This is a genomic window from Streptosporangium sp. NPDC020145 (assembly GCF_040631275.1).
Taxonomy (GTDB): domain Bacteria; phylum Actinomycetota; class Actinomycetes; order Streptosporangiales; family Streptosporangiaceae; genus Streptosporangium.
This window is the reverse complement of record NZ_JBEXZT010000003.1, coordinates 64,914-86,369: the sequence shown is the minus strand read 5'-3', so window position 1 is coordinate 86,369 and position 21,456 is coordinate 64,914. Positions and strand designations below refer to the sequence as shown.

At 72.6% G+C, this 21,456-nt stretch carries 21 protein-coding genes; 12 read left to right on the top strand and 9 right to left on the bottom strand.

Annotated elements, in window-relative coordinates; translation table 11 throughout:
- Positions 1-12: 12 nt before the first annotated feature.
- The 7 genes from ABZ463_RS05865 to ABZ463_RS05835 are packed head-to-tail and all read right to left on the bottom strand — an operon-like array spanning position 13 to position 7,443.
- A complete protein-coding gene (locus ABZ463_RS05865) occupies positions 13-972 on the bottom strand; it encodes a quinone oxidoreductase (protein WP_362773429.1) in 960 nt (319 codons plus the stop codon).
- Between the two features lie 57 nt (positions 973-1,029).
- Positions 1,030-2,775, bottom strand: coding sequence for a serine/threonine-protein kinase (locus tag ABZ463_RS05860; RefSeq protein ID WP_362773426.1), 1,746 nt, complete (start codon positions 2,773-2,775; stop codon positions 1,030-1,032).
- A 40-nt stretch (positions 2,776-2,815) separates the two neighbouring features.
- Positions 2,816-3,487: an HAD family phosphatase gene (locus ABZ463_RS05855; RefSeq protein ID WP_352010652.1), complete on the bottom strand. Its 672-nt coding sequence runs from the start codon at positions 3,485-3,487 to the stop codon at positions 2,816-2,818.
- Positions 3,477-4,520 (bottom strand): ABC transporter ATP-binding protein, encoded by a 1,044-nt coding sequence (locus ABZ463_RS05850; protein ID WP_352010653.1) that lies wholly within the window; start codon positions 4,518-4,520, stop codon positions 3,477-3,479. The genes ABZ463_RS05855 and ABZ463_RS05850 overlap by 11 nt, the downstream gene beginning before the upstream one ends.
- Positions 4,517-5,380, bottom strand: coding sequence for an ABC transporter permease subunit (locus tag ABZ463_RS05845; RefSeq protein ID WP_352010654.1), 864 nt, complete (start codon positions 5,378-5,380; stop codon positions 4,517-4,519). Before ABZ463_RS05845 ends, ABZ463_RS05850 begins: the two co-directional genes overlap by 4 nt.
- Positions 5,368-6,252 carry an ABC transporter permease subunit gene (locus tag ABZ463_RS05840; RefSeq protein WP_362773421.1) on the bottom strand — a complete coding sequence of 295 codons (885 nt, stop codon included), beginning with the start codon at positions 6,250-6,252 and terminating at the stop codon, positions 5,368-5,370. The genes ABZ463_RS05845 and ABZ463_RS05840 overlap by 13 nt, the downstream gene beginning before the upstream one ends.
- A 3-nt stretch (positions 6,253-6,255) precedes the next feature.
- Positions 6,256-7,443 carry an ABC transporter substrate-binding protein gene (locus ABZ463_RS05835; protein WP_352010656.1) on the bottom strand — a complete coding sequence of 396 codons (1,188 nt, stop codon included), beginning with the start codon at positions 7,441-7,443 and terminating at the stop codon, positions 6,256-6,258.
- A gap of 232 nt (positions 7,444-7,675) precedes the next feature.
- Here ABZ463_RS05835 and ABZ463_RS05830 point away from each other — a divergent pair, with 232 nt between their 5' ends.
- Both ABZ463_RS05830 and ABZ463_RS05825 read left to right on the top strand, forming a co-directional pair.
- Positions 7,676-8,470 carry a GntR family transcriptional regulator gene (locus ABZ463_RS05830; protein ID WP_352010657.1) on the top strand — a complete coding sequence of 265 codons (795 nt, stop codon included), beginning with the start codon at positions 7,676-7,678 and terminating at the stop codon, positions 8,468-8,470.
- A gap of 68 nt (positions 8,471-8,538) precedes the next feature.
- Positions 8,539-8,805, top strand: coding sequence for a DUF6504 family protein (locus ABZ463_RS05825; RefSeq protein ID WP_352010658.1), 267 nt, complete (start codon positions 8,539-8,541; stop codon positions 8,803-8,805).
- Here ABZ463_RS05825 and ABZ463_RS05820 read toward each other — a convergent pair.
- On the bottom strand, positions 8,745-9,494 hold the full coding sequence (locus ABZ463_RS05820) for a DUF4328 domain-containing protein (protein WP_362773416.1): 750 nt from the start codon (positions 9,492-9,494) through the stop codon (positions 8,745-8,747). The genes ABZ463_RS05825 and ABZ463_RS05820 overlap by 61 nt on opposite strands.
- Before the next feature lie 66 nt (positions 9,495-9,560).
- Entirely contained in the window at positions 9,561-10,211 is a 651-nt protein-coding gene (locus tag ABZ463_RS05815) for a response regulator transcription factor (RefSeq protein ID WP_352010660.1), read from the bottom strand.
- A 115-nt stretch (positions 10,212-10,326) separates the two neighbouring features.
- Between ABZ463_RS05815 and ABZ463_RS05810 the strand changes: the two genes are divergently transcribed.
- From ABZ463_RS05810 to cobT, 10 genes are all read left to right on the top strand, one after another.
- Positions 10,327-11,019, top strand: coding sequence for an ABC transporter ATP-binding protein (locus ABZ463_RS05810; RefSeq protein ID WP_352010661.1), 693 nt, complete (start codon positions 10,327-10,329; stop codon positions 11,017-11,019).
- A complete protein-coding gene (locus tag ABZ463_RS05805) occupies positions 11,016-12,986 on the top strand; it encodes an ABC transporter permease (protein WP_352010662.1) in 1,971 nt (656 codons plus the stop codon). Before ABZ463_RS05810 ends, ABZ463_RS05805 begins: the two co-directional genes overlap by 4 nt.
- Positions 12,987-13,227: 241 nt before the next feature.
- Positions 13,228-14,124 carry an ABC transporter substrate-binding protein gene (locus ABZ463_RS05800; protein ID WP_352010663.1) on the top strand — a complete coding sequence of 299 codons (897 nt, stop codon included), beginning with the start codon at positions 13,228-13,230 and terminating at the stop codon, positions 14,122-14,124.
- A gap of 141 nt (positions 14,125-14,265) precedes the next feature.
- Positions 14,266-15,735 carry a sulfatase gene (locus ABZ463_RS05795; protein WP_352010664.1) on the top strand — a complete coding sequence of 490 codons (1,470 nt, stop codon included), beginning with the start codon at positions 14,266-14,268 and terminating at the stop codon, positions 15,733-15,735.
- 63 nt (positions 15,736-15,798) lie between these two features.
- On the top strand, positions 15,799-16,530 hold the full coding sequence (locus tag ABZ463_RS05790; RefSeq protein WP_352010665.1) for a (Fe-S)-binding protein: 732 nt from the start codon (positions 15,799-15,801) through the stop codon (positions 16,528-16,530).
- 32 nt (positions 16,531-16,562) lie between these two features.
- On the top strand, positions 16,563-17,948 hold the full coding sequence (locus tag ABZ463_RS05785; protein WP_352010739.1) for a lactate utilization protein B: 1,386 nt from the start codon (positions 16,563-16,565) through the stop codon (positions 17,946-17,948).
- A complete protein-coding gene (locus tag ABZ463_RS05780) occupies positions 17,945-18,574 on the top strand; it encodes an LUD domain-containing protein (protein ID WP_352010666.1) in 630 nt (209 codons plus the stop codon). The genes ABZ463_RS05785 and ABZ463_RS05780 overlap by 4 nt, the downstream gene beginning before the upstream one ends.
- Before the next feature lie 69 nt (positions 18,575-18,643).
- Positions 18,644-19,246, top strand: coding sequence for a GNAT family protein (locus tag ABZ463_RS05775; protein ID WP_362773408.1), 603 nt, complete (start codon positions 18,644-18,646; stop codon positions 19,244-19,246).
- Between the two features lie 125 nt (positions 19,247-19,371).
- Complete coding sequence (locus tag ABZ463_RS05770) at positions 19,372-20,199, top strand: sirohydrochlorin chelatase (RefSeq protein WP_352010668.1); 828 nt, start codon at positions 19,372-19,374, stop codon at positions 20,197-20,199.
- A gap of 50 nt (positions 20,200-20,249) precedes the next feature.
- Positions 20,250-21,317: a nicotinate-nucleotide--dimethylbenzimidazole phosphoribosyltransferase gene (gene cobT / locus ABZ463_RS05765; protein ID WP_362773404.1), complete on the top strand. Its 1,068-nt coding sequence runs from the start codon at positions 20,250-20,252 to the stop codon at positions 21,315-21,317.
- Positions 21,318-21,456 lie beyond the last annotated feature (139 nt).

The following is a 21,456-nucleotide window of genomic DNA, read 5'->3' as shown; positions in this document are numbered from 1 at the left end:
CTCGCAGGGCCCCTACGGGAGCAGGAGGAGCTTGCCGGTGGTGCGGCGGGCCTCCAGGTCCCTGTGGGCCTGGGCGGCCTCGGACAGGGGGTAGCGGGCGGAGATGTGGACCCTGAGGTCGCCGGAGGCCACCCAGCCGAAGATGTTCGAGGCCCGCCAGGCCAGCTCGTCGCGGGTGGCGACGTAGGGACCGAGGCTGGGGCGGGTCAGGAACAGGGAGCCGCCCCTGGCCAGGACCTGCGGGTCGACGGGCGGGACCGGGCCGCTGGCCTGGCCGTACAGGGCCATCATGCCGCGCGGGCGCAGCGAGGCGACGCTGTCGTCGAAGGTGGCCGCGCCGACGCCGTCGTAGACGACGTGCACGCCGGAACCGGTCAGGTCGCGCACCGCCTCGGCGAAGCCGTCGTAGCGCAGCACCTCGTCCGCGCCCGCCTGGCGGGCCAGCGTCTCCTTCTCCTCGGTCGAGACCGTGCCGATCACCCGGGCGCCGCGCAGCTTCGCGATCTGGACGAGCAGCAGGCCGACGCCCCCGGCCGCCGCGTGCACCAGCACGTCGTCGCGGGGCTTCACCTCGTAGGTGGAGTGGGTCAGGTAGTGGGCGGTCAGTCCCTGCAGGGTCACCGCCGCCGCCTGCTCGGCGTCGATCCCCTCGGGTACGGCCAGCAGTTGCGAGGCGGGCACCACCGCGCGGGCGGCGTAGCTGCCCATCACCCCGGCCCAGGCCACGGTGTCACCGACGGACAGACCGGTCACGTCCTCACCGACGGCGGCCACGGTGCCCGCGCCCTCGTTGCCGGGGACGAAGGGCAGCGAGAGCGGGTAGCGGCCGATCCGGTGGTAGACGTCGATGAAGTTCACCCCGCTGGCGGCGACGTCGACGAGCACCTCACCGGGATTCGGCTCCGGGTCCGGGTGGTCGGTGTAGGCGAGGACCTCGGGACCGCCGGTCGCGGAGACGACTATGGCACGCATCGTGCTGGCTCCTTCGCTCGTTGGATGGTTCGATCATCGTCCCCAACCCCGTGGGGGTCACTCGCTGTTCCCGCCGGAGGGCGTGGGGGAGTCGTCCTCGCGGGGGACGCCGCGCATGGTGAAGTTGTCGAAGGACGCCCTGAGTGTCGCGCTGCTCTTCTCCCCGACCCGGGCGAGCACGCCGACCTGGCCGCTGGGCAGCGGGTTGGCGTCGAGGACGGTCCCGACCTGCTCGCCGTCCACCCACATGGTCAGCCGCACGCCGTCGGGGCCGCCGGCGCACTCGGCCTGGATGCGCACCGGGCCCTTGTCCGGCAGGTCGACCGGGACGGCCTTGATCAGCTCGCCGCCGCCGCTCTTGACGGCCTTGCGGATGCGGGCCGTACCGAGGGTGTCGACCAGGAACTCGTAGCGGGTCGCCTCGTAGCTCTCCTCGCCGCGGCAGAACAGGCCGTACTCGCCGGGCCCCTCGGTTCCTGGGCGGGTCCCTGCGTCGACGCCCAGCAGGAACCGGTCGGGAATGACCGGGGTCGGGCTGGCCAGGAGGTTGGGGACCACGGGCGGGGCGGTCAGGAAGCCGATCGGCGCCTTCTGCCGTCCCACCGGGTAGCCGCCGTCCACGTCCACGGCGTAGAAGCCGTCGGGGGAGTAGCCGTACCGGTCGGACGTGCCGTCGTAGACGCCGCCGCTCCAGCCGTTGCCGCTCTGGGTGAAGTCCTCCTGGTAGAGCAGGGGGAGGTTCTCCGGCGGCCCGCCCGAGGCCAGGCTGAGCAACAGCCCGGCTCCCGCGACCACCACGGCCAGGGCGGAGACCGCCCCGACCACGACCGTCCTCGTGGTACGGCGTCGCCGCGGAGGGGGCGTGCCCGGCAGGACCGTCGTCCCGAGCGGCTCCTGGCCGGTCCACACGGCCGTCCCGCCCGCCTCGACGAAGTCGGGCACCGCGGGGCCGCGCTGCCAGGCGGCCTGGACCGAGTCCGCGGCCTGCTCGTGCGGGGCCGAGCGGCCGACCAGGTGGTCGAGGATCTGCTGGGAGGTCGGTCTGCGCAGGGGGTCCTTGGCGATGGCGTGGGTCACCAGCTCGCGCAGCGACCCCTCAAGGCCGTCGAGGGAGGGTTCGGTGTTGAGCACCTGGTAGAGCACCGACGGCAGGCTCTCCCCGCCGAAGGGGGCCTTGCCGCTGGCGGCGAAGGCGACCAGGCAGCCCCAGGAGAAGACGTCGCACGCCGCCGACAGCGGTTCGCCGCGCAGGGCCTCGGGCGCCATGTAGCGGGGGGTGCCGAGGATCTCTCCGGTCCCGGTGATTCCGCCGAGCGTGTCGAGCGCGCGGGCGATGCCGAAGTCGATCACCCGGGGGCCCACCGGGGAGAGCAGCACGTTGGAGGGCTTGAGGTCGCGGTGGACCACCCCGGCGGAGTGGATGGCGGCCAGCGCGGTCGCCACGCCGACCGCGAGCGAGTCGAGGCTGGAGCCGCGCAGCGGCCCGCCGTTCTGTACGGCCTCCTCCAGGTTGGGGCCGGGGACGTACTCGGTGACGACGTAGAGCTGGTCGCCGTCGAGCGCGGTCTCGATCACGGCGGCCGTGCAGAACCTGCGTACCCGCTGGGCGGCGTCGGCCTCGCGGCGGAAGCGCATCCTGAACTGGTCGTGGCGGCTGTACTCGGGGTTGATGACCTTGATGGCGACTCGCTGCCCGTCGGGTGCCTCACCGAGGTAGACGGTGCCCATCCCCCCTCTGCCGAGCCGGCCGACCACCCGGTACTGCCCTATTTGGAAGGAATCACCCGCATCCAGATCGTCCACCGCCACACCTAACCACCGCATCCGCCATTGCACGAACGGCTCAGCCTATCGAGATCTCCCCCGCCACCAGCCTCCGCAGCAGCGTGACGTCGATCTTTTCCAGGCTGTTCACGGAGAGCACGCCGTACGGCACGGCGCGCGCCCCCGCGACGGCGACCGCCCTGCACCCCGCGGCCAGGGCGGAGGCCAGGCCGACGGGGCTGTCCTCGACGGCCACGCACACGGCGGGGTCGAGGCCGAGACCGGCTGCGGCCAGCAGGTAGGGGTCCGGCGCGGGCTTGCCGCGCGGGGCGTCCTCCGCGGCGACCACCAGACGGAAGCGCTCCGCCCCGACCGTACGGAGCACCGGTTCGACGATCCGCCGGGAGGAGGCGGTGACCAGGGCGGTCGGCACCCCGGCCGAGGCCAGGCCGTCCAGCAGCGCGAGCGCGCCGGGCAGCGGGGTCACCCCGAGGGCGATCAGGCGGGCGAACTCCCCGGTGAGCCGCTCGCTGATCCACCCGAGGGGAACGCCGGGCCGTTGGAGGTGGGCGGCGGTGTGCTCGGCGGGGCGGCCGTGCACGTGTTCGGGGTCGACCTCACCGGGCCGCAGGCCGAGTTCGGCGGCCACCGCCGCGCACGCCCGCCGCCACAGCCCCTCGGTGTCCACGACGGTGCCGTCCATGTCGAACAGGACGGCGCCCAGTTCAGGGGGCGGCGGTTCAGGGAGCATCGGCGCGGCCCGCGACGAGGACGGGCCGCCGTACGAGACCGACGCCGACCCTGGTGCCGGGCGCCAGCCGGGCCGTGTCGTGGCCGGGCACGTCGCTGAGCATCTCCAGGTCGCCGAGCCGTACCCGCAGCCTGGCCGAGGAACCGCGGAAGGAGGAGGCGACGACGAGTCCCTCCCCCTCCGGGTCGGGGGACAGGAGCACGGCCTCGGGGCGGGCCAGCACGTCCACCTCGGGTGTGGCGGGCAGCGGGCCCTCCACGGGCAGCCTCAGGCCGAGGACCGTGACCTCCCTGCCGGAGAGGCGGCCCGGCAGGTGGTTCATCGTGCCGACGAACTCGGCCACGAACGGCGTGGCGGGCCTGTCGTAGACCTCGGCGGGCGGGGCGCACTGTTCGAGCCGTCCCTCCCGCATCACCGCGACCCGGTCGGCGACCGAGAGCGCCTCCTCCTGGTCGTGGGTGACGAAGACGGTGGTGATGCCCAGGTCGAGCTGCAGCCGCCGGATCTCCTCCCGCAGGGTGAGGCGCACCTTGGCGTCGAGCGCGGACAGCGGCTCGTCCAGCAGGAGTACCCGGGGCTCGGGTGCCAGCGCCCTGGCCAGCGCGACGCGCTGCTGCTGGCCGCCGGACAGCTCGTGCGGGTAGCGCTCGCCGTGCGTGGGAAGCCCGACCAGTTCGAGCAGTTCGGCCGCCCTGGCGTGCCGTTTCGCGGCGGGCACCTTGCGGACCCGCAGGCCGAAGGCCACGTTGTCGCGGACGTTCAGGTTGGGGAACAGGCTGTAGGACTGGAAGACCATGCCCGTGTCCCTGCGGTTGGCCGGCCTGCGGGTGACGTCCTCGCCGTCGACGATCACGGCGCCCTCGTCGGGGTGCTCGAAGCCCGCGACACAGCGCAGCGCCGTGGTCTTGCCGCAGCCGGACGGCCCGAGCAGCGCCATCAGCTCACCGGGCCGGACGGTCAGGTCGAGGCCGTCCAGGGCGACCGTACGGCCGAACACCCGCCGCAGCCCGCGGAACTCGACACCGGCGGTCACGACGACCTCCTTCGTTCGACGCCCGCGCCGGACAGGGCGAGCGAGAGCAACCAGATGATCAACAGGCTCAGCAGCGAGACGGCGACGGACAGCTGCCCCTCGGAGCCCGCGACCGTCACGATCCAGACGGGGAAGGTCCGGTAGCCGAGCAGTGCGGCGACGGTGTACTCGCCGAACACCAGCGCCAGGGTGAGGAACGCGGCGCCGGTGATGGCCGAACGCAGGTTGGGGACGATCACGCGCAGCAGCACGTACGGCCACGAGGCCCCCAGGCCACGGGCCGCCTCGACGAGGGTGCGCACGTCGATCGCCCGCAGCCCCGCGTCCAGCGACCGGTGGGCGAACGGCAGCGCCAGCACCACGTAGGCCAGCACCAGCACCACGGGGAACCGCTCGTCCTGGATCGCCATCAGCGTCCCCCAGAACGGCGTCGCGGCCAGCGCGTCCGGCCCGAACCGCAGCACCGTGCCGATCCCGGAGACGAACGTGATCGGCGGCACCACCAGCGGGAGCGTGCAGACCACCTCCAGCACCGGCCGCAGCCGGGGCGCGCCGAGCCGTACGGCCAGCGTCGCGGGCAGGGTGAGCCCGAGTGTGACCACGATCGTCGCCACGGCCAGGCCGAGCGACAGCAGCATGCTGGCCCCGAAGCCCTCGGCGGACACGATCCTCGGGTAGGGGGCCAGGGAGAACCCCTGACGCTCGTTGTAGGCGGTGAACCAGAACGAGGTGGCCAGCGGGAGCAGGAAGTAGACCGCCGCGAGTCCCAGTGCCAGGCCGCGCCACAGGCGGACCCGCCGCCTCCCGGCGGGGGCGAGGCTCCGGGGGGCGGCCTCAAGGACGGGGGTCACCGCAGCCATCGGCCGCTCCTTCTCTGCAGCGGCAGGTGCACCGCCATGACCAGGCCCGCCACGACGACCATGTCGAGGCTGAGCGCGAGCGCGACGTTCTCGTGCCCGACGAGCACGTCACCGGTGAGGGCGTCGGCGATCTGCAGGGTCACCAGGGGGACCGTGCTGCCGGTGATCGCCGCCGCGGTCGCGTACGCGGCGAACGCGCCGCCGAACAGCAGCACGAAACCGCCGAGCAGCGAGGGGGCGAGCACCGGGACGCCGACGTGCCGCCAGTACTGCCAGGCACTGGCCCCGCTGCTGTCGGCCGCCTCCCGCCACTGCGGCCTCAGGCCCTCAAGGGCGGGCGCCATGACCAGCACCATCAACGGCACGGAGAAGTACATGTAGACCAGGACCAGGCCCCAGAAGCCGTACAGGCTCCAGCCCGACTCGCCGAGCCCGAAGACCGTGGTGACCACCCCGGAGTTGCCCAGGGTCGCCACCCACAGGAACGCCAGCGGCACCCCGCCGAAGTTGGCCAGCACGCCCGAGGCGGACAGCACCGCCCCGCGCAGCGCCGCCGAGGAGGAGGTGACCACCGCCTGGGCGAGGAGGGCGCCCAGGAGCGCGCCGAGCGCCGCGACCACCGCCGACAGGCGCACGCTGCCCAGCAGGGTCGTGAGGTAGTTGCCCCGCAGGCTCTCGGCCAGGTTGGCGGCGCCGAGGAAGGTCCGGCCGCTCGCCGGGTCGGTGACGGTGAAGGCGCCCGACAGCAGCGCCACCGCGGGAATCCCGAACGCGAACGCCATGAAGGCCAGCAGGGGCACGGCGGCGGGCCAGGCGCGCCCGGTACGGCGTCCCGCGGCGGCCGTACCGGGAGGGGACATGGTTTCGGCCATGGGTCAGCCGCCGACTGCGGCGCCCCAACCGGTGGCCAGGACTTCCTTCGCCTTGGCGACCTGGGCGTCGGTCGGGAAGGTCGGCTCGCCCTCGACGGGAGGCAGGTTGGCCTCGGCCGCCTTGTCCACCGAGCCGTCGGCCTGCATCGCGGGCAGCAGCACCGGGCGGGCGAAGCCGCCGAGGTAGAGGTTCTGGCCCTCGGTGCTGTAGAGGAACTCCTGCCACAGGCGGGCGGCGGCCGGGTGCGGGGCGTCCTTGTTGATGGCCTGCGCGTAGAGCTGGAAGTACTTGCCGTCGGAGGGGATGACGGTCTTCCAGTCGAGGCCCTTGTCGACGAGCTTGGGGGCGTAGGCGGCGTTGTTGTAGTCCCAGTCGACGCTGATCTGGGTCTCGCCCTTCTCGATGGTCGCCGGGGTGGTCTCGACGGGGTTGAAGTTGCCCGCGGCCTTGAGCTTCTTGAAGAAGTCCAGGCCCGGCTGGATGTCGTCGAAGGAACCGCCGTTGGCCAGGGCCGCCGCGTAGACGCCCGCGAACGCCGAACCCGACTTGGTGGGGTTGCCGTTCATCGCGACCTTGCCCTTGTACTCGGGCTTGAGCAGGTCGGCGAAGGACTCGGGGCACTTGGCGATCTTCTTGGCGTCACAGCCGATCGAGACGTAGCCGCCGTAGTCGTTGAACCACAGGCCGGTCGGCTCCTTCTGGTTGTCCGGGATCTTGTCCCACGTCTGCACCTTGTAGGGCGCGAACAGGCCCTCGGCGGCGCCGCTGATGGCGAAGGACTGGCCGAGGTCGAGCACGTCGGGGGCGCGGTCCTGGCCCTTGCGGGTCTTCACCGCGTTGATCTCGTCGGCGCTCGCGGCGTCCGGGGTCTCGCTCTCGATCTCGATGCCGTACTTGGCGGTGAACGCCTCGATGATCTTGCCGTAGTTGGCCCAGTCCGGGGGCAGCGCGATGACGTGCAGCCTGCCCTCCTTCTTGGCGGCCTCGACGAGCTTGTCCAGCCCGCCGAGGTCGGCCGCCGAGGTGGCGGTGGCCGCCGCGCCCGCCGCCGGGGCCTGTCCCGCGGCGCCGGAGGCCGCGTCCGAGGAGGACGCGGCGGGGGACGCGGTCGTCGGGGCCGCGCCGCACGCCGTGACGCCCGCGGCGAGGAGGGCGGCCAGGCCCGCGAGGCGGACGCGAGATGAGATCACGTTCTCTCCCAGAGGGGATGTCGTGCACTAAGCACAGAAATTCACGAACTTGTCCAAACAAGCTAGCCTTGGCGGGTCGGCTCCCGGTTGCCCCTCGATGAACGCTCGAAGTACGTCAGGGGAACGCATGAGCTGTGGCTTCATGAGTCATTCACCCTTGTCTAGGGTGAGGAAGGCGAAGCACCCGATGCGTCCGATGCGCGCAGCGCGGACACGAGGAATGGACGGGGCCTTGGTTGACACGGGAAACGGGGCGGAGCCCGGCGGCCGGGCCGCGGCGCGCTACGTGGGGATCGCCGCCGAGCTGAGGGAGGCGATCATGTGCGGCGAGTACGCCGTGGGCTCCCAGCTCCCCTCGGAGACGACGCTCGCCACCCGCTTCGACGTCTCGCGCGGCACCGTCCGCCAGGCCGTCGCCCTGCTCGCGGCCGAGGGCCTGGTCGGCTCCCGGCAGGGGGCCAGGCGCATCGTGGTCGGCCGCGAGCGCAGCCAGAGCTTCGCCGAGCTGAACAGCTTCGCGCAGTGGGCGCAGGCGATGGGCTACCGGGTCAGCGGCCAGGTGCTCGAACAGCGCCGCCGGGGCGCGGACGCGGCCGAGGCCGTACGGCTGGCGCTCCAGCCGGGTGACCAGGTGCTCTCCGTGCTGCGGTTGCGCTCCCTCGAAGGTGAGCCGGTGATGCTCGAACGCACCGTCTACGCGGGCTGGATCGCCCCGGCCGTCGAACGGATCCCCCCGGACTGCGAGTCGATCACCCAGGCCCTCTACGAGGACGTCGGCCTGGTCTTCGCCTACGGGGAGCACCTCATCGACGCGGTCTCCGCCGGCGTCGAGGACTCCCGCCTCCTGGTCGTACGGCGTGGCAGCCCGCTGCTGCGTCAGCGCCGGGTCACCACGACCCACGAGGGCCGTCCCGTGGAGTGGTCCGACGACCGCTACCGCGCGGGCAGCGTGACCTTCAGCATCCGCAACTCGGTTGACGCCAACCCACTGGTGAGACAGATGGGGGACTTGCGCCTCATGTCATGAGAACGTATGTTCGACGGGCCAGGCCCGTCTTCCCCCGGGCGCGGACGCGAACCGCGGGGAGATGTGCCGTGAGCAGACTCTACGGTGATCCGATCGAGGTCTGGACCCGTGACGGCCAGCCGGTCCAGTTCGTCTGGCGCGACCGGCTCTACGCCGTGCGCCAGGTGCTCGACCGGTGGGTGGTCGCACGCGAGTGGTGGAAGACCTCGGAGGGCGACCCGGGAGAGCGCCGTTTCTGGCGGGTCGAGGCCGACCCCGGAGACGGGCGGGGCACCTACGAACTGCGCTTCGACACCGCGGGTGAGGGCTGGCTGCTGATGCGGGCCTGGGACTGACGCCGTCCGCCGGCCGCCACGTGGAACGGCCCCGCCTGCGCGGCCAGGGTGAGGGCGTGCGCCGAGGCCCGCGCGCCCGCCGCCTGGATCGCGGTGACCTGCCGCACCGTCGCCGCGCACAGCAGCGCGCCGAGCGCGACGACCGCCAGGTCGGCGAGGCCGAGGCCGGTGAGGTCGGAGTTCCCGTGCGGGGCGCCGAAGGGCAGCCGGATCACGGCGACGGCGAGCGTGGCCAGCCAGCTCAGCCACCAGGCGGCCAGCAGCGCGACCCAGCGCGGGCGCCGGTCGGCGGGCGGGCGGGAGGCCCGCCACAGGCGGTGGACCAGCAGCGGAGGCAGGACCAGGTTGACCCCGGGGACGAGCCAGGCGGCCAGTACGGGCAGGGCGGGCGTCCAGGAGAGGGCGGCGTTCTGCCTGGCCTGGACCAGCCAGGTCAGATAGGCCGCCGCGCCCGCGACCGTGGCGACCGCGACCAGCATGACCAGGACGGCGAAGACGGTCACCGCGCCGACGACGGCCTGCGCGCCGGGGGCGTGCGGGTCACCGCCGAGCGCCGATATCTCCCGGGCGAGCCGCCTGCCCCGCACGTGCTCGAAGACCACCAGGGCGGCGACCGTGAGCACCTGGGCGGCGAGGGTCACGTGGACGACGAGGGCCGATCTCCTGGGCACCGGCGGGACGAAGCGCATGTGTCTCTCCCCCCGGGACGCGCTGAAGGACCTGCCCTTCTTGTATCCCGTCGGCCGCCCGGCTAATCAGCCCACAACGCCAGATTCCCAGGCCCAGGCCGCGACCTCCACCCGGTTGCGCGCGCCGAGTTTCGCCTGGATGCTCCCCAGGTGCGTCTTGACCGTCGAGAGCGAGACGAACAGCTCGGCGGCGATCTCCTGGTTGGTCCTTCCCCTGGCCACCAGACGGACGACGTCGAACTCGCGTTCGGTGAGCGGCTCGCTCGGCGGCCTGCCGCCGCCGTGGCGGGGACGCGCCAGGTGTTCGAGCAGCCGTACGGTCACCGAGGGCGAGACGAGGGCGTCCCCGGCCGCGGCGGCTCTGATCGCCTCGATGAGCAGGGTGGGCCCGCTGTCCTTGAGCAGGAACCCGGTCGCCCCGGCGCGCAGCGCGCCGTAGACGTACTCGTCCAGGTCGAAGGTGGTGACGATGACCACCCGCATCGGGTCCCTGGCCCCGGGCCCGGCCAGCAGCCTGGTGGCCTCAAGGCCGTCCAGCTTCGGCATCCGGATGTCCAGCAGGCACACGTCGGGCCGGAGCCTGCGCGCGTGCTCGACCGCCTCGGCGCCGTTCGCGGCGGTCGCCACGACCTCCATGTCCGGCTGGGCGTCCAGGATCATCTGGAAGCCGGTCCGCACGAGTTCCTGGTCGTCGGCGATGAGTACCCGAATCGTCACGCGATCGATTCTGCCAGCCCAACGCCGATGTCGGTCTTTCGGCTGATAAGGGAGTCCGGTTGTCGGGCCGGTCGGCCGATCCGCCGTACGGCCCCGCCGGGAGAGGGTCTTGGCCATGAGTGTTGTTCTTGAGGGAATCGGCCTGGTCAAGCGGTTCGGCCCGACCGTGGCGCTGGGCGGGGTCGGCCTCGCCCTGGCCGGAGGGGAGGCGCTGGCCATCATGGGGCCTTCAGGGTCGGGGAAGTCGACCCTGCTGCACTGCCTCGCCGGGATCATGAAGCCGGACGCGGGCGAGGTCAGGCTGCTCGGCGAGCGCATCGACGCGCTGGGGGAGCGCCGCCGCAGCGAGCTGCGCCGTACCCGCTTCGGGTTCGTCTTCCAGTTCGGGCAGCTCCTGCCCGAACTGCCCGCGGAGGAGAACGTCGCGCTGCCGCTGATGCTCGGCGGCGTGTCCAGGGGCGACGCCGTACGGCGGGCCCGCGAGTGGTTCGGCCCGCTCGGCCTGGGCGGCATGGAGGGGCGCAGGCCGGGTGAGCTGTCGGGAGGCCAGGCCCAGCGGGTCGCCATCGCCCGCGCGCTGGTCACCGGGCCCGCGGTGATCTTCGCCGACGAGCCGACCGGCGCCCTCGACCAGGGCACCGGACACGACACGATGAGCCTGCTGGTCGAGGCGACCAAGCACAACGGCGCCTCCCTGGTCGTCGTCACCCACGACCTCCAGGTGGCCCGCTGGTGCGACCGCGTCGTCGAGGTCCGCGACGGGCAGGTCATCCCCGGCTCCACCCAGGCGATCGGGGTCGGGGGATGAACGGGGTCGTCGGACTCGCCTGGCGGTTGCTGCGCGGCGGCGGTCGCAGAGGACTGCTCGGCTCCGCGCTGACCGTGGTCGCGGTGGCCGTGTCCACCGGGCTGCTGCTGTTCGCCGTGACCGCCAACCTCGCCTTCCAGGGCAGGGCGGACCGGGGGGCGTGGCGCAACCCGGTCGAGGCCACCCGGGACGCCGTCGCGATCCAGGCCGTGCACCTGGACCACGTGGAGAACCGGCCGATCACCGTCGTCGACGTGGCGGCCCTCGAACCGGGGGCGCCCGCGCCCCCGGGCCTCGACCGCTTCCCCGCGCCCGGCGAGGTGTGGCTCTCCCCGGCGCTGGCCGAGCTGGTGAAGCGGCTGCCCGAGGACCGGCTCGCCGGACGGTTCACGGGGAAGGGCGGCGGCAGGGTCGGCGACGCGGCCCTGGTCCATCCGGACGAGCTGGTCGCCGTCCGGGGGCAGGCCCCCGGCTCCCCGGCCATGACCGCGGGACCCGCCGTCGACGGGCACGACGACATCGCCCCCACGAGGATCTCCGGCTTCACCGGCACCAGGACGGACAACGCGATCGGCTACCAGATCCTGGCGCTGATCGCGAGCGTGCTGATGGTCGTGCCGCTGCTGGTCTTCGGCGGAGCGGCGGCCAGGCTCACCGTGGCCCGCAGGGACCAGCGCCTGGCCGCGCTGCGGCTGGTCGGGGCCACTCCCGGGCAGGTCGTCACGATGACCGTCGCCGAGGCGATGATCACGGCGTTCGCCGGGGCGGTGCTCGGCGCCGTGCTCTACTTCCTGATGACCCCGCTGCTCACCAGGATCTCGATCGACGGAGGCCCCTGGTTCGTTGCCGACACCTGGCCGGGGGTGCTCCCCGTGCTCGGGGTGCTGGCCGTGGTGCCGCTGCTCGTCGGCCTGTCCGCCGTCGTCGGCCTGCGCCGGGTCGTGGTCAGCCCGCTCGGCGTCGCCAAGAGGGAGACGCCACCCGCGATGCGCTTCGTCCGGGTCCTGGCGCTGCTGGCCGTCCTGGCCGTGGTGCCCACCCTCGGGATGGGGGCGAGCGTCGGCGTGGTCACGGTCGTCCTGAGCCTGGCCTTCCTGGCGGTCAACCTGGTCGGCCCGTGGGTGGTCGGCCTGCTGGGCAGGATCGTCGCGGCCTCGGCCAGACGCCCCGCGGGGCTCCTCGCCGGGCGCCGCATGATCGACGACCCCCGAGCCGCCTGGCGGACCGTGAGCGGTGTCGCGCTGACCGGGTTCGTGGCCGGGTTCATCGGCCTGCTCACCCCGGGGGCCGGGCTGCTCGGTCACGCCGACGCCGAGAACCTGCGCCTGTCCGTGCCGCCCGCCAAGGCGGCCGAGCTCTCGGCGACGGCCAGGGAACGGCTGTCGGCCGCGGGGGTGCGGGCCACGGTCACCGTCAAGGCAGGCGGCGGACGCGGTAAAGGGCAGGGCAGGGTGCTGGTCGCGGCCCTCGGCACCTCCGACGTCGCCGTCGCGGACCGGGCGCGCACCGCCCTGGACGGCCTGGTGCCGGGCCGCAGCGCGACCACCGCGGCCGACGACGACCGCTCCGGCTTCCGCGTCCTGGACGACATCCGCACCGGCACGGTCACCGTGCTCGCCGTGTCGTTCCTGGTGGCCGTCGCCAGCGCGGGCATCACCGCGGCCTCCTCGATCCTGGACCGCAGGCAGACCTACGCGCTGCTGCACCTGGCGGGCACCCCGATGAAGGTGCTCGACGCGGCCCGCCGTACCGAGACGCTCCTGCCGCTGGCCGTCATGGGAGGCGGGGCGATCGCGGTCGGCATGTTCTGCGCGCTGCCGTTCGCGCTGTCCACGATGAACGTCTCCGGCCTGGTCACGCTGCTCGTCTGCGTCGGGCTCGGCTTCGCGGGGGTCGCCGCGGCGGGGGCGGCGAGCGCGCCGCTGCTGCGCTCGGTCACGGCCAACCCGGCGCCCAGACCCGACTAGTATCCCTATTCAACTGGTAGGGAAAGTTGTAAATATGCCGACGGGTCGTTACGGTAGGACCCACGGAGACCCCGGCAGGTGAAGGTGCCGCGGCGGGCGCTGACCTTCCCGCCGGGATCTCTCCGAAGACGGGGACGGCGCCTCACGGCCACGGGCGCCGCCCGCGGGACGGAGCCGGCGGCTCGCCTCGTTCGCCGGCTCCGGTTCGGGGCCCTGCGGGAAAAGATCAAGGAGCGATTCGATGGCGATCCGTGTCGGGGTGCACGTCGACAATCCCTCGCTGTTCTTCCTGTCCCACCTCGACCACCTGCTCGAAGGCATCGAGATCCACCGCTACTCCGACGCGGGCAGGACCGGGGAACTGCTGGCCGACGGGGTCATCGACCTGGGCGGGACCGGCTCGACGCTCCCGCTCGCCGCCCAGGCGGCGCACCTGCCCGTCGCCTACGTGGCCGCCTCCGCGCCGCGCCACGGCCACGGCGCCCTGCTGGTGGCGAAGAACGGGCCGGTCATGACCGTGACCGACCTGCGGGACCAGCCGGTCTCACTGCGTGTCGGCTCCTGGCAGACCCACTTCCTGGCCAAGGTCCTCGCCGACGCCGGGCTGTCCTACCAGGACATCGAACCCAGGCCCGCCGCCTCGGAGGCCAGGCTCTGGCTGCGTGACGGGGTGGTGGCCGGCTGGGTCGCCGAGGGCGCCGACCTGGTCGAGGCCGAACGCGCGGGGCACTTCACCAGGCTCTCCGGCACCGCCGGGGTCGTCGCGGACCGCTCGGTCCTGTTCACCCGCAGGAGCCTGGCCGAGTCGGCGCCGCAGGAACTGGCCGCGGTCGTCTCGGCGCTGCGCGAGGCGGACAGGTGGGCGGCGGAGCATCCCGTCGAGGCCGCCAAACTGGTCGTCGAGGCCGTCGGCGGCTCCGTCGACTCCTGGACGACCGCGCTCAGACGGCTCCCCTGGCGGCTCGAACCGGTGAGCGGGACGTTCGTCGCCGAGCAGCAGGACGCCGCCGACGTGCTCTACGACGCCGGGTTCCTGACCGGCCGCGTCGACGCGCGGGCGGCGGTCGTGCCCGCCCTCGACCAGGTCGTGGCCGCGCGGCTTGGGGAGCCCCGGCGGGTCCAGGGCGTCGCGGCCTGACCGCCGGTCTCCGCCGATCTCCGGCTGTGGCGCGCCCGCCGCGGCCGGGCCGTCTCTCTCCCCCCGGAAGCAGAGCTCGTTCCGTACCGGTGCCCCTTCGGTGAGGTGTCGGGATTCGGCCTTCTGGGAAGCGTGATGTGTGTGCTCAATGCTGTCCGCAAGCTCATGTGCCTGGTCCTGTTGTCCGGCCTCGGAGCCTCGGGACTCGGTCCCGCGGTGGCGCGGACGGTCGCCCAGCCCAACATCGTGTTCATCCTCGTCGACGACCAGGAGGCGGGGGACCTGCAGAAGTTCCCGAACATCTGGAACGAGCTCGTCCGGGGCGGCACCTCCTTCGAGCACTTCTTCGTCTCCAACTCCTGGTGCTGTCCCTCCCGGTCGTCGATCCTGCGCTCGCAGTACGTGCACAGTCACGGGGTGCTGACCAACACGGCCCCCGAGGGCGGCTTCACCAAGTTCCACGACTCCGATCTGGAACGTTCCACGATCGGCACCTGGATGAAGGCGGCCGGCTACCGCACCGGCCTGATGGGCAAATACCTCAACCACTATCCCGGCGGCGCCGCCGAACCCACCTACGTGCCGCCGGGCTGGGACGAGTGGGACGTGCCGGTGCGCAAGCTCTACAACGAGTACGGCTACACGCTCAACGAGAACGGCACGCTCAGGCCGTACGGCTCCGCGGACGCCGACTACCTGCCCGACGTGCTCTCCCGCAAGGCCAACGCCTTCGTCTCGCAGGCGGGGGAGAGGCCGTTCTTCCTGTACCTCGCCCCCATCGCGCCGCACAACCCGTCCAACTTCGCCGCCAGGCACCGCGACGCCTTCGCCGGGGCGACCGCCCCCCGGACCCCGTCCTTCGACCAGGAGGACGTCAGCGCCGAACCGCACTGGCTGAGTTCGCGCGAGCGGTTCGGCGACAGGACGATCGCGGGCATCGACGAGCGCTACCGCCGCAGGCTCAGGGCCATGCTCGGCGTGGACGACCTCGTCGGCTCCCTGGTCGAGACCCTGCGCGTCGCCGGGAAGCTGGACGACACCTACCTCTTCTTCGCCTCGGACAACGGCTTCCACCTGGGGCAGCACCGGCTGGCCCAGGGCAAGACGACCCCCTTCGACGAGTCGATCAGGGTGCCGCTGGTGGTCAGGGGGCCCGGCGTCAGGGCGGGCGGCTCCGTCGGCGCGATGGCCGCCAACGTCGACCTCGCCCCGACCTTCGCCCAGCTCGGAGGCGCGACGCCGGCGCCCTTCGCCGAGGGCCGCTCGCTGCTGCCGCTGCTGCGCGGCCAGACCCCGGCCCCGTGGCGGCAGAACGTCCTGCTTGAGTTCTACCGGCCGACGAACAGCAGCTCGGCCCGCCAGACCCCGGTCCCCGCCTACCAGGGCATGCGTACGGCCCGCTACACCTTCGTGCGCTACTCGACCGGCGAGTACCAGCTCTACGACGACGGCAGGGACCCCTACCAGCTCTACAACCTCGCCGCGCGGGTTCCCCCCTCGGTGATCACGGACTTCAACCGGCAGCTCGACGCCCTGGCCTCATGCTCGGGAGCCACCTGCCGTACGGCCGACTCCGTCGAACCGCCCTCCCTCACTCCCGGTCATTCGTAACGAAAAGTGGGCGGATCGGGCATCATGGCGGTTGATCGCGACCTTTACCGGAAGGAGCGCGCCTTGCGCGTCGCCCTCTTCGTCACCTGTGTGAACGACACGATGTTCCCCGGAACCGGCCGGGCCACGGTGACGCTGCTGCGCCGCCTCGGCTGCGACGTCGTCTTCCCCATGGGGCAGACCTGCTGCGGCCAGATGCACCTCAACACCGGATACCCCGAGGAGGGCGGACGTCTGGCGCGGCACTTCACCGACGTCTTCGCCGGACACGACGCGGTCGTCGTGCCCTCCGGGTCGTGCGCGGCGATGATCCGCGAGCAGTACGCGAGACTCGCCCCCGCCGCCACGGCCTTCGCCGAACGGGTCGCCGAGACGGTGCCGAAGGTCCACGAGCTCTCGGAGTTCCTGGTGGACGTCCTCGGGGTCACCGACGTCGGGGCCTACTTCCCGCACCGGGTGACCTACCACCCGACCTGCCACTCGCTGCGCGGCCTGCGCCTGGGCGACCGTCCGGTACGGCTGCTCGAACAGGTCAGGGGTCTCGAACTGGTCCCGCTGCCCGCCGCGGACGAGTGCTGCGGCTTCGGCGGCACCTTCGCGGTGAAGAACCCCGCCGTCTCCGCCGCCATGTGCGCCGACAAGGCCCGCAACGTCACCGCGACCGGCGCCGAGGTGCTCTGCGCCGCGGACAACTCCTGCCTGATGCACATCGGCGGCACCCTCGGCCGCCAGCGCACCGGCGTCAGGACCATGCACCTGGCCGAGATCCTCGCCTCGACGGAGGCCGCCCGATGAGGCCGGCGACGGGGCCGGTGACCTTCCTCGGCATGCCGGCCTTCCCGGCGAACGCGGCGGCGGCCGTAGGGAACTCCCAGCTCAGGTTCAACCTGCGCAAGGCCACCCACACGATCCGCGAGAAGCGGGCCTCCGTGGTCGACGAGCTTCCCGACTGGGCGCGGCTCAGGCAGGCGGGCAAGCAGATCAAGGACCACACGCTGCGGAACCTGGAGCGCTACCTCCTCCAGCTTGAGGAGGCGGTCACCGCGGCCGGCGGCCACGTCCACTGGGCGGCCGACGCGCGGGAGGCCAACCGCATCGTCACCCGGCTCGTCAAGGAGACCGGGGAGAGCGACGTGGTGAAGGTCAAGTCGATGGCCACCCAGGAGATCGGGCTCAACGAGGCCCTCGCCGAGGCCGGGATCACCGCCTACGAGACCGACCTGGCCGAACTGATCGTGCAACTCGGCGACGACCTGCCCTCGCACATCCTGGTGCCCGCGATCCACCGCAGCCGCGCGGAGATCCGCGAGATCTTCCTGGAGAGGATGGCCGCCTGGGGACGTCCCGCCCCCGAGGAGCTCACCGACGACCCGCGCGCCCTGGCCGAGGCCGCCCGCCGCCACCTGCGCGAGCGCTTCCTGTCCACCAAGGTCGCGATCTCGGGCGCCAATTTCATGATCGCCGAGACCGGGACGCTCGTCGTGCTCGAATCCGAGGGCAACGGCCGGATGTGCCTGACCCTTCCGGAGACGCTGATCAGCGTGGTCGGCATCGAGAAGCTGCTGCCGACCTGGCGGGACCTTGAGGTCTTCATGCAGCTGCTGCCCAGGAGCTCGACCGGCGAGCGGATGAACCCCTACACCTCGACCTGGACGGGCGCGACCGAGGGCCAGGAGTTCCACCTGGTCCTGCTCGACAACGGCCGCACCCGGGTCCTGGCCGACGAGGTCGGCAGGCAGGCGCTGCGCTGCATCCGCTGCTCGGCCTGTTTGAACGTCTGCCCCGTCTACGAACGCGCGGGCGGGCACGCCTACGGCTCCGTCTACCCGGGTCCCATCGGGGCGATCCTCACCCCGCAGCTTCGCGGCATGTCCTCACCCCTGGACGCCTCGCTGCCCTACGCCTCGACGCTCTGCGGCGCCTGTTTCGACGTCTGCCCGGTCGCGATCGACATCCCCGAGGTCCTGGTCAGCCTGCGTGGCAGGGCCCCGCACCCGCGCGCGGAACGGTTCGGCATGCGCGCGGCCGGCTGGGTCCTCGACCGCCCGGAACGGATGGCACGCGCCGAGCGCATGGCCGGACGGCTGCGCCGTTTCGTCCCCCGGCGCATGCCCGGTCCGCTGTCGGCGTGGACCGACACCCGAGACCTGCCCGAGATCCCCGCCGAGTCCTTCCGCGACTGGTGGCTGCGCACCGACGGAGGAAACCGGTGAACGACAGGGAACTGATCCTGGCCAGAATCCGCGCGGCCGTCACCCCGGGAGGCCCCGGGGAGCCCGGGGAGCCCGGGGAGATCGTCCGTGACTACCTGACCTCCGCCGGGCCACATGACGAGGCCGGGCTGATCGAGCTGCTGGCCGAACGCGTCGCCGACTACCGGGCCGTCGTGCACGTGACCGGCGAGGACGAGGTGGCCGCGACGATCGCCTCCGCGCTGGCCGTACAGGGTCTGACGAGGCCGGTCGTCCCCGGTGGGCTGCCCGCGCAATGGGTGCCCGAGGGGGCCGTCCAGGACGATCCGGAGCTGTCGGCCGAGGAGCTCGAAGCCGCCGGAGGCGTGGTCACCGGCTGCGCCGTGGCGATCGCCGAGACCGGGACGATCGTGCTGGACGCCGGACCGGGTCAGGGCAGGCGGGCGCTGACCCTGCTGCCCGACTACCACCTGTGCGTGGTGCGGGCCGGGCAGATCGTCGCGGGGGTGCCGCAGGCGCTGGCCGTACTCGACCCCTCCCGCCCGCTGACCTGGATCAGCGGGCCCTCCGCGACCAGCGACATCGAGCTGAACCGCGTCGAGGGCGTGCACGGACCGCGCACCCTTGAGGTGGTGATCGTCCGCTGACCGCGGGTTGCGCGGAGGCGGTCCCGTGAGATGGGCTTGGCGGCGTCCACCGCCCGACTGGGAGGGTGATTGACCGCCTTCGCACCCGGTCTGTCCGTCACGACGCGACGGCTTCTGCTGCGCCCCTTCGACCCCTCGGACGCGCGCCGGATTCGCGTCGTGATCGAGACACGCGCCCCCTTCCTGCCGCCGGGCGCGCCGGGCCGTCCCTCGGGCGTGGCCGCCTGGCTGGCCAGGGGCGCGCACGAGCTGCGCCGCTCCGGCCAGGGCGCGCACCTGGCGATCGAGGCCGACGGGCTCATCGTGGGGGCGATCAGCCTGTTCGGGACCCGGTGGGAGGCGGGGACGACGGAGATCGGCTACGGCGTGCACCCCCTGCACCGGGGACGCGGCTACGCCTCGGAGGCCGTACTGGGCCTGGCCCGCTGGACGTTCGGGAACACCTCCCTGCGCCGGATCGAGCTGCGCGCCGACGCCGACAACCACGCCTCCCTGCGGGTGGCGGAGAAGGCCGGGTTCGTCAGGGAGGGGACGCTGCGCGCCGCCGCGATGCGGCCGGACGGCCCACGTGACGTCGTGGTGTTCGGCCTGCTCGGAAGCGACCTCTCCAGAGGGGAGAACGGCCCCGGAGACGGGTCGGGCGGGACGGGGGAGACCGTTCGGTGGAGGTGAGAAAGATGGGGTCATATCCGATGCGTTTTATGGTTTCGTTACCTGTCCATGTCGAGCCGTTATCGGATATCCTCGCCAGTCGCTGCCGCGTATTCCCAGGTCAAGGTCATTGGAGTCCTGTTTCTATGAAGCCGCCGCTGCTGCTCATCGGGCAGGGCTCGCACGAGGACAACGAATCCGTCGAGTTCGGCAGGTTCGTCCATCGCCTCCGCTGCAGGCTCGACCGCAGCGCCGCCGAGGTCTCCGGCGGATACCTCACCAGGGCCAGGCCGCGACTGCGTGACTCGGTCGCCTCACTGGTCGCCCGCGGCCACCACCGCATGGTCGCGCTGCCGCTGAGCCTCACCGGCGACCTGCGCGCCGACGCCGAGACCCTCGCGGCGATGACCAGGGAGCAGGAGCGCCACCCCACGCTCACCTGCGACTACGGACGGCCCCTCGGCTCGGACCCCCGGATCCTGGCGCTGCTCGCCGAGCGCCTGGCGGACGCCGCCGCCGAGGTCGCCAGTCTCCGTCTCGTCCCCGCCGCCGCGGCCCCGCTCGACGACGAGCCCGAGCGCATCGAGATCGGCGAGACCGCCGTCGTGCTGGTCGGTGACGGCTCGACCAGTCCCGCGACGAACGCGGACGTGCACCGCGTCTCCCGGCTGTTCTGGGAGACCCACGCCCACGAGTACATGACCGTGGAGACCGCCTTCACCTCGCTCACCCCGCCCGGCGTGCCCGGCGGCATCGAGCGCTGCCGCCGCCTCGGCGCCCGGCGGGTGATCGTCGTTCCCTACCTGCTGTTCGCCGGGGGCGTCCTGGACCGCATCTGGGCCCAGGCCATGGCCTACGCCGCGGGCCATCCCGACCTGGACGTCCGCTGCGCCGACGTCATCGGCGACTGTGAGGGACTGGCCGACGTGGTCGTCGAGCGCTACGAGGAGGCGCTCAGCGGCATCACCTGGTGAACCGCTCCCCGGATGACCGTTCCTTGACCTCTGGCGGGACACTTGGGGACATGACCATCCTTGAGCAGACCCTGGCCGCGATCCGGCCCGCCGACCCGGACGCCCTCGCCGAGGCGAGGGCACACCAAGACAGGCTGACCAAGCCGAGGGGCGCCCTGGGCGTGCTCGAAGAGGTGGCCGTACGGCTCGCGGGCGCGGCGGCGGTGAACCCGCCCCCGCTGCCGGCCCCGGCGGCCCTGGCGATCTTCGCCGCAGACCACGGCGTCCACGCCCAGGGCGTGTCCCCGTGGCCGCAGGAGGTCACGGTCCAGATGGTCGGCAACTTCCTGGCGGGCGGCGCCGTGGCCAACGCCTTCGCGGCCCAGGTGGGCGCCTCGGTGACGGTGGTCGACGTGGGGGTCGCGGCCGAACTCGCCCCGGCCCCCGGCCTGACGCACGGCAAGGTCGCCCACGGCACCGCCGACATGTCCCTCGGCCCGGCGATGACCGTCGAGCAGGCGGTCGCGGCGCTGGAGACCGGGATCACGGTGGCCCGTGACCTCGTCGCCCAGGGGGCGCGCTGCCTGGTCACCGGGGACATGGGCATCGCCAACACCACCGCCTCCGCCGCCCTGATCTGCGCCTTCACCGGCCGCGACCCGGCGGAGGTGACCGGCAGGGGAACCGGCGTTGACGACGAGACGCTGGCCCGCAAGGTCGAGGTCGTACGGCGCGCCCTGCGGGTGAACGGCCTGGACGGTTCGAGCCTGTCCGCGCTGGAGACGCTGGCCGCGGTCGGCGGCCTCGAACACGCCGCGATCGCGGGGTTCCTCCTCGGCGGGGCGGCCCTGCGGGTGCCGGTGATCCTCGACGGTGTGATCGCCGGATCGGCGGCGCTGGCCGCGGCCGGGCTCGCCTCGGACGTGGTCGACCACTGTGTGGCCGGGCACCGTTCCGCCGAGCCGGGTCACGCCGTGGCGCTCGCCCATCTCGGCCTGCGCCCTCTGGTCGAGCTGGAGCTCCGGCTCGGTGAGGGGACCGGAGGGCTGCTCGCCCACCCGCTGGTCTGCGCGGCCGTCCGGGTGATGCACGAGGTGGCCACCTTCGACTCCGCCGGGGTCACCGACAAGGAGGCCTGATCGTGGGGCTTCCGGGAACCCTGTGACGGACCGGGTGCTCCGTTACCTGGAGAACGCCGAACGTTACCCGGGGAGCAGCGAACAACGAGGCATTAACCGGTAGGTTTACCTCCTAACACTTCCTGCACAATTCATTGCG

What these genes read in the sequence shown, in the direction of transcription:
- ABZ463_RS05865 (WP_362773429.1), bottom strand. Translation starts at nt 972, where the DNA reads ATGCGTGCCATAGTCGTCTCCGCGACCGGCGGTCCCGAGGTCCTCGCC.
- ABZ463_RS05855 (WP_352010652.1), bottom strand. Translation starts at nt 3,487, where the DNA reads ATGCTCCCTGAACCGCCGCCCCCTGAACTGGGCGCCGTCCTGTTCGAC.
- ABZ463_RS05845 (WP_352010654.1), bottom strand. Translation starts at nt 5,380, where the DNA reads ATGGCTGCGGTGACCCCCGTCCTTGAGGCCGCCCCCCGGAGCCTCGCC.
- ABZ463_RS05840 (WP_362773421.1), bottom strand. Translation starts at nt 6,252, where the DNA reads ATGGCCGAAACCATGTCCCCTCCCGGTACGGCCGCCGCGGGACGCCGT.
- ABZ463_RS05820 (WP_362773416.1), bottom strand. Translation starts at nt 9,494, where the DNA reads ATGCGCTTCGTCCCGCCGGTGCCCAGGAGATCGGCCCTCGTCGTCCAC.
- ABZ463_RS05810 (WP_352010661.1), top strand. Translation starts at nt 10,327, where the DNA reads ATGAGTGTTGTTCTTGAGGGAATCGGCCTGGTCAAGCGGTTCGGCCCG.
- ABZ463_RS05805 (WP_352010662.1), top strand. Translation starts at nt 11,016, where the DNA reads ATGAACGGGGTCGTCGGACTCGCCTGGCGGTTGCTGCGCGGCGGCGGT.
- ABZ463_RS05800 (WP_352010663.1), top strand. Translation starts at nt 13,228, where the DNA reads ATGGCGATCCGTGTCGGGGTGCACGTCGACAATCCCTCGCTGTTCTTC.
- ABZ463_RS05785 (WP_352010739.1), top strand. Translation starts at nt 16,563, where the DNA reads ATGCCGGCCTTCCCGGCGAACGCGGCGGCGGCCGTAGGGAACTCCCAG.
- ABZ463_RS05770 (WP_352010668.1), top strand. Translation starts at nt 19,372, where the DNA reads ATGAAGCCGCCGCTGCTGCTCATCGGGCAGGGCTCGCACGAGGACAAC.
- cobT (WP_362773404.1), top strand. Translation starts at nt 20,250, where the DNA reads ATGACCATCCTTGAGCAGACCCTGGCCGCGATCCGGCCCGCCGACCCG.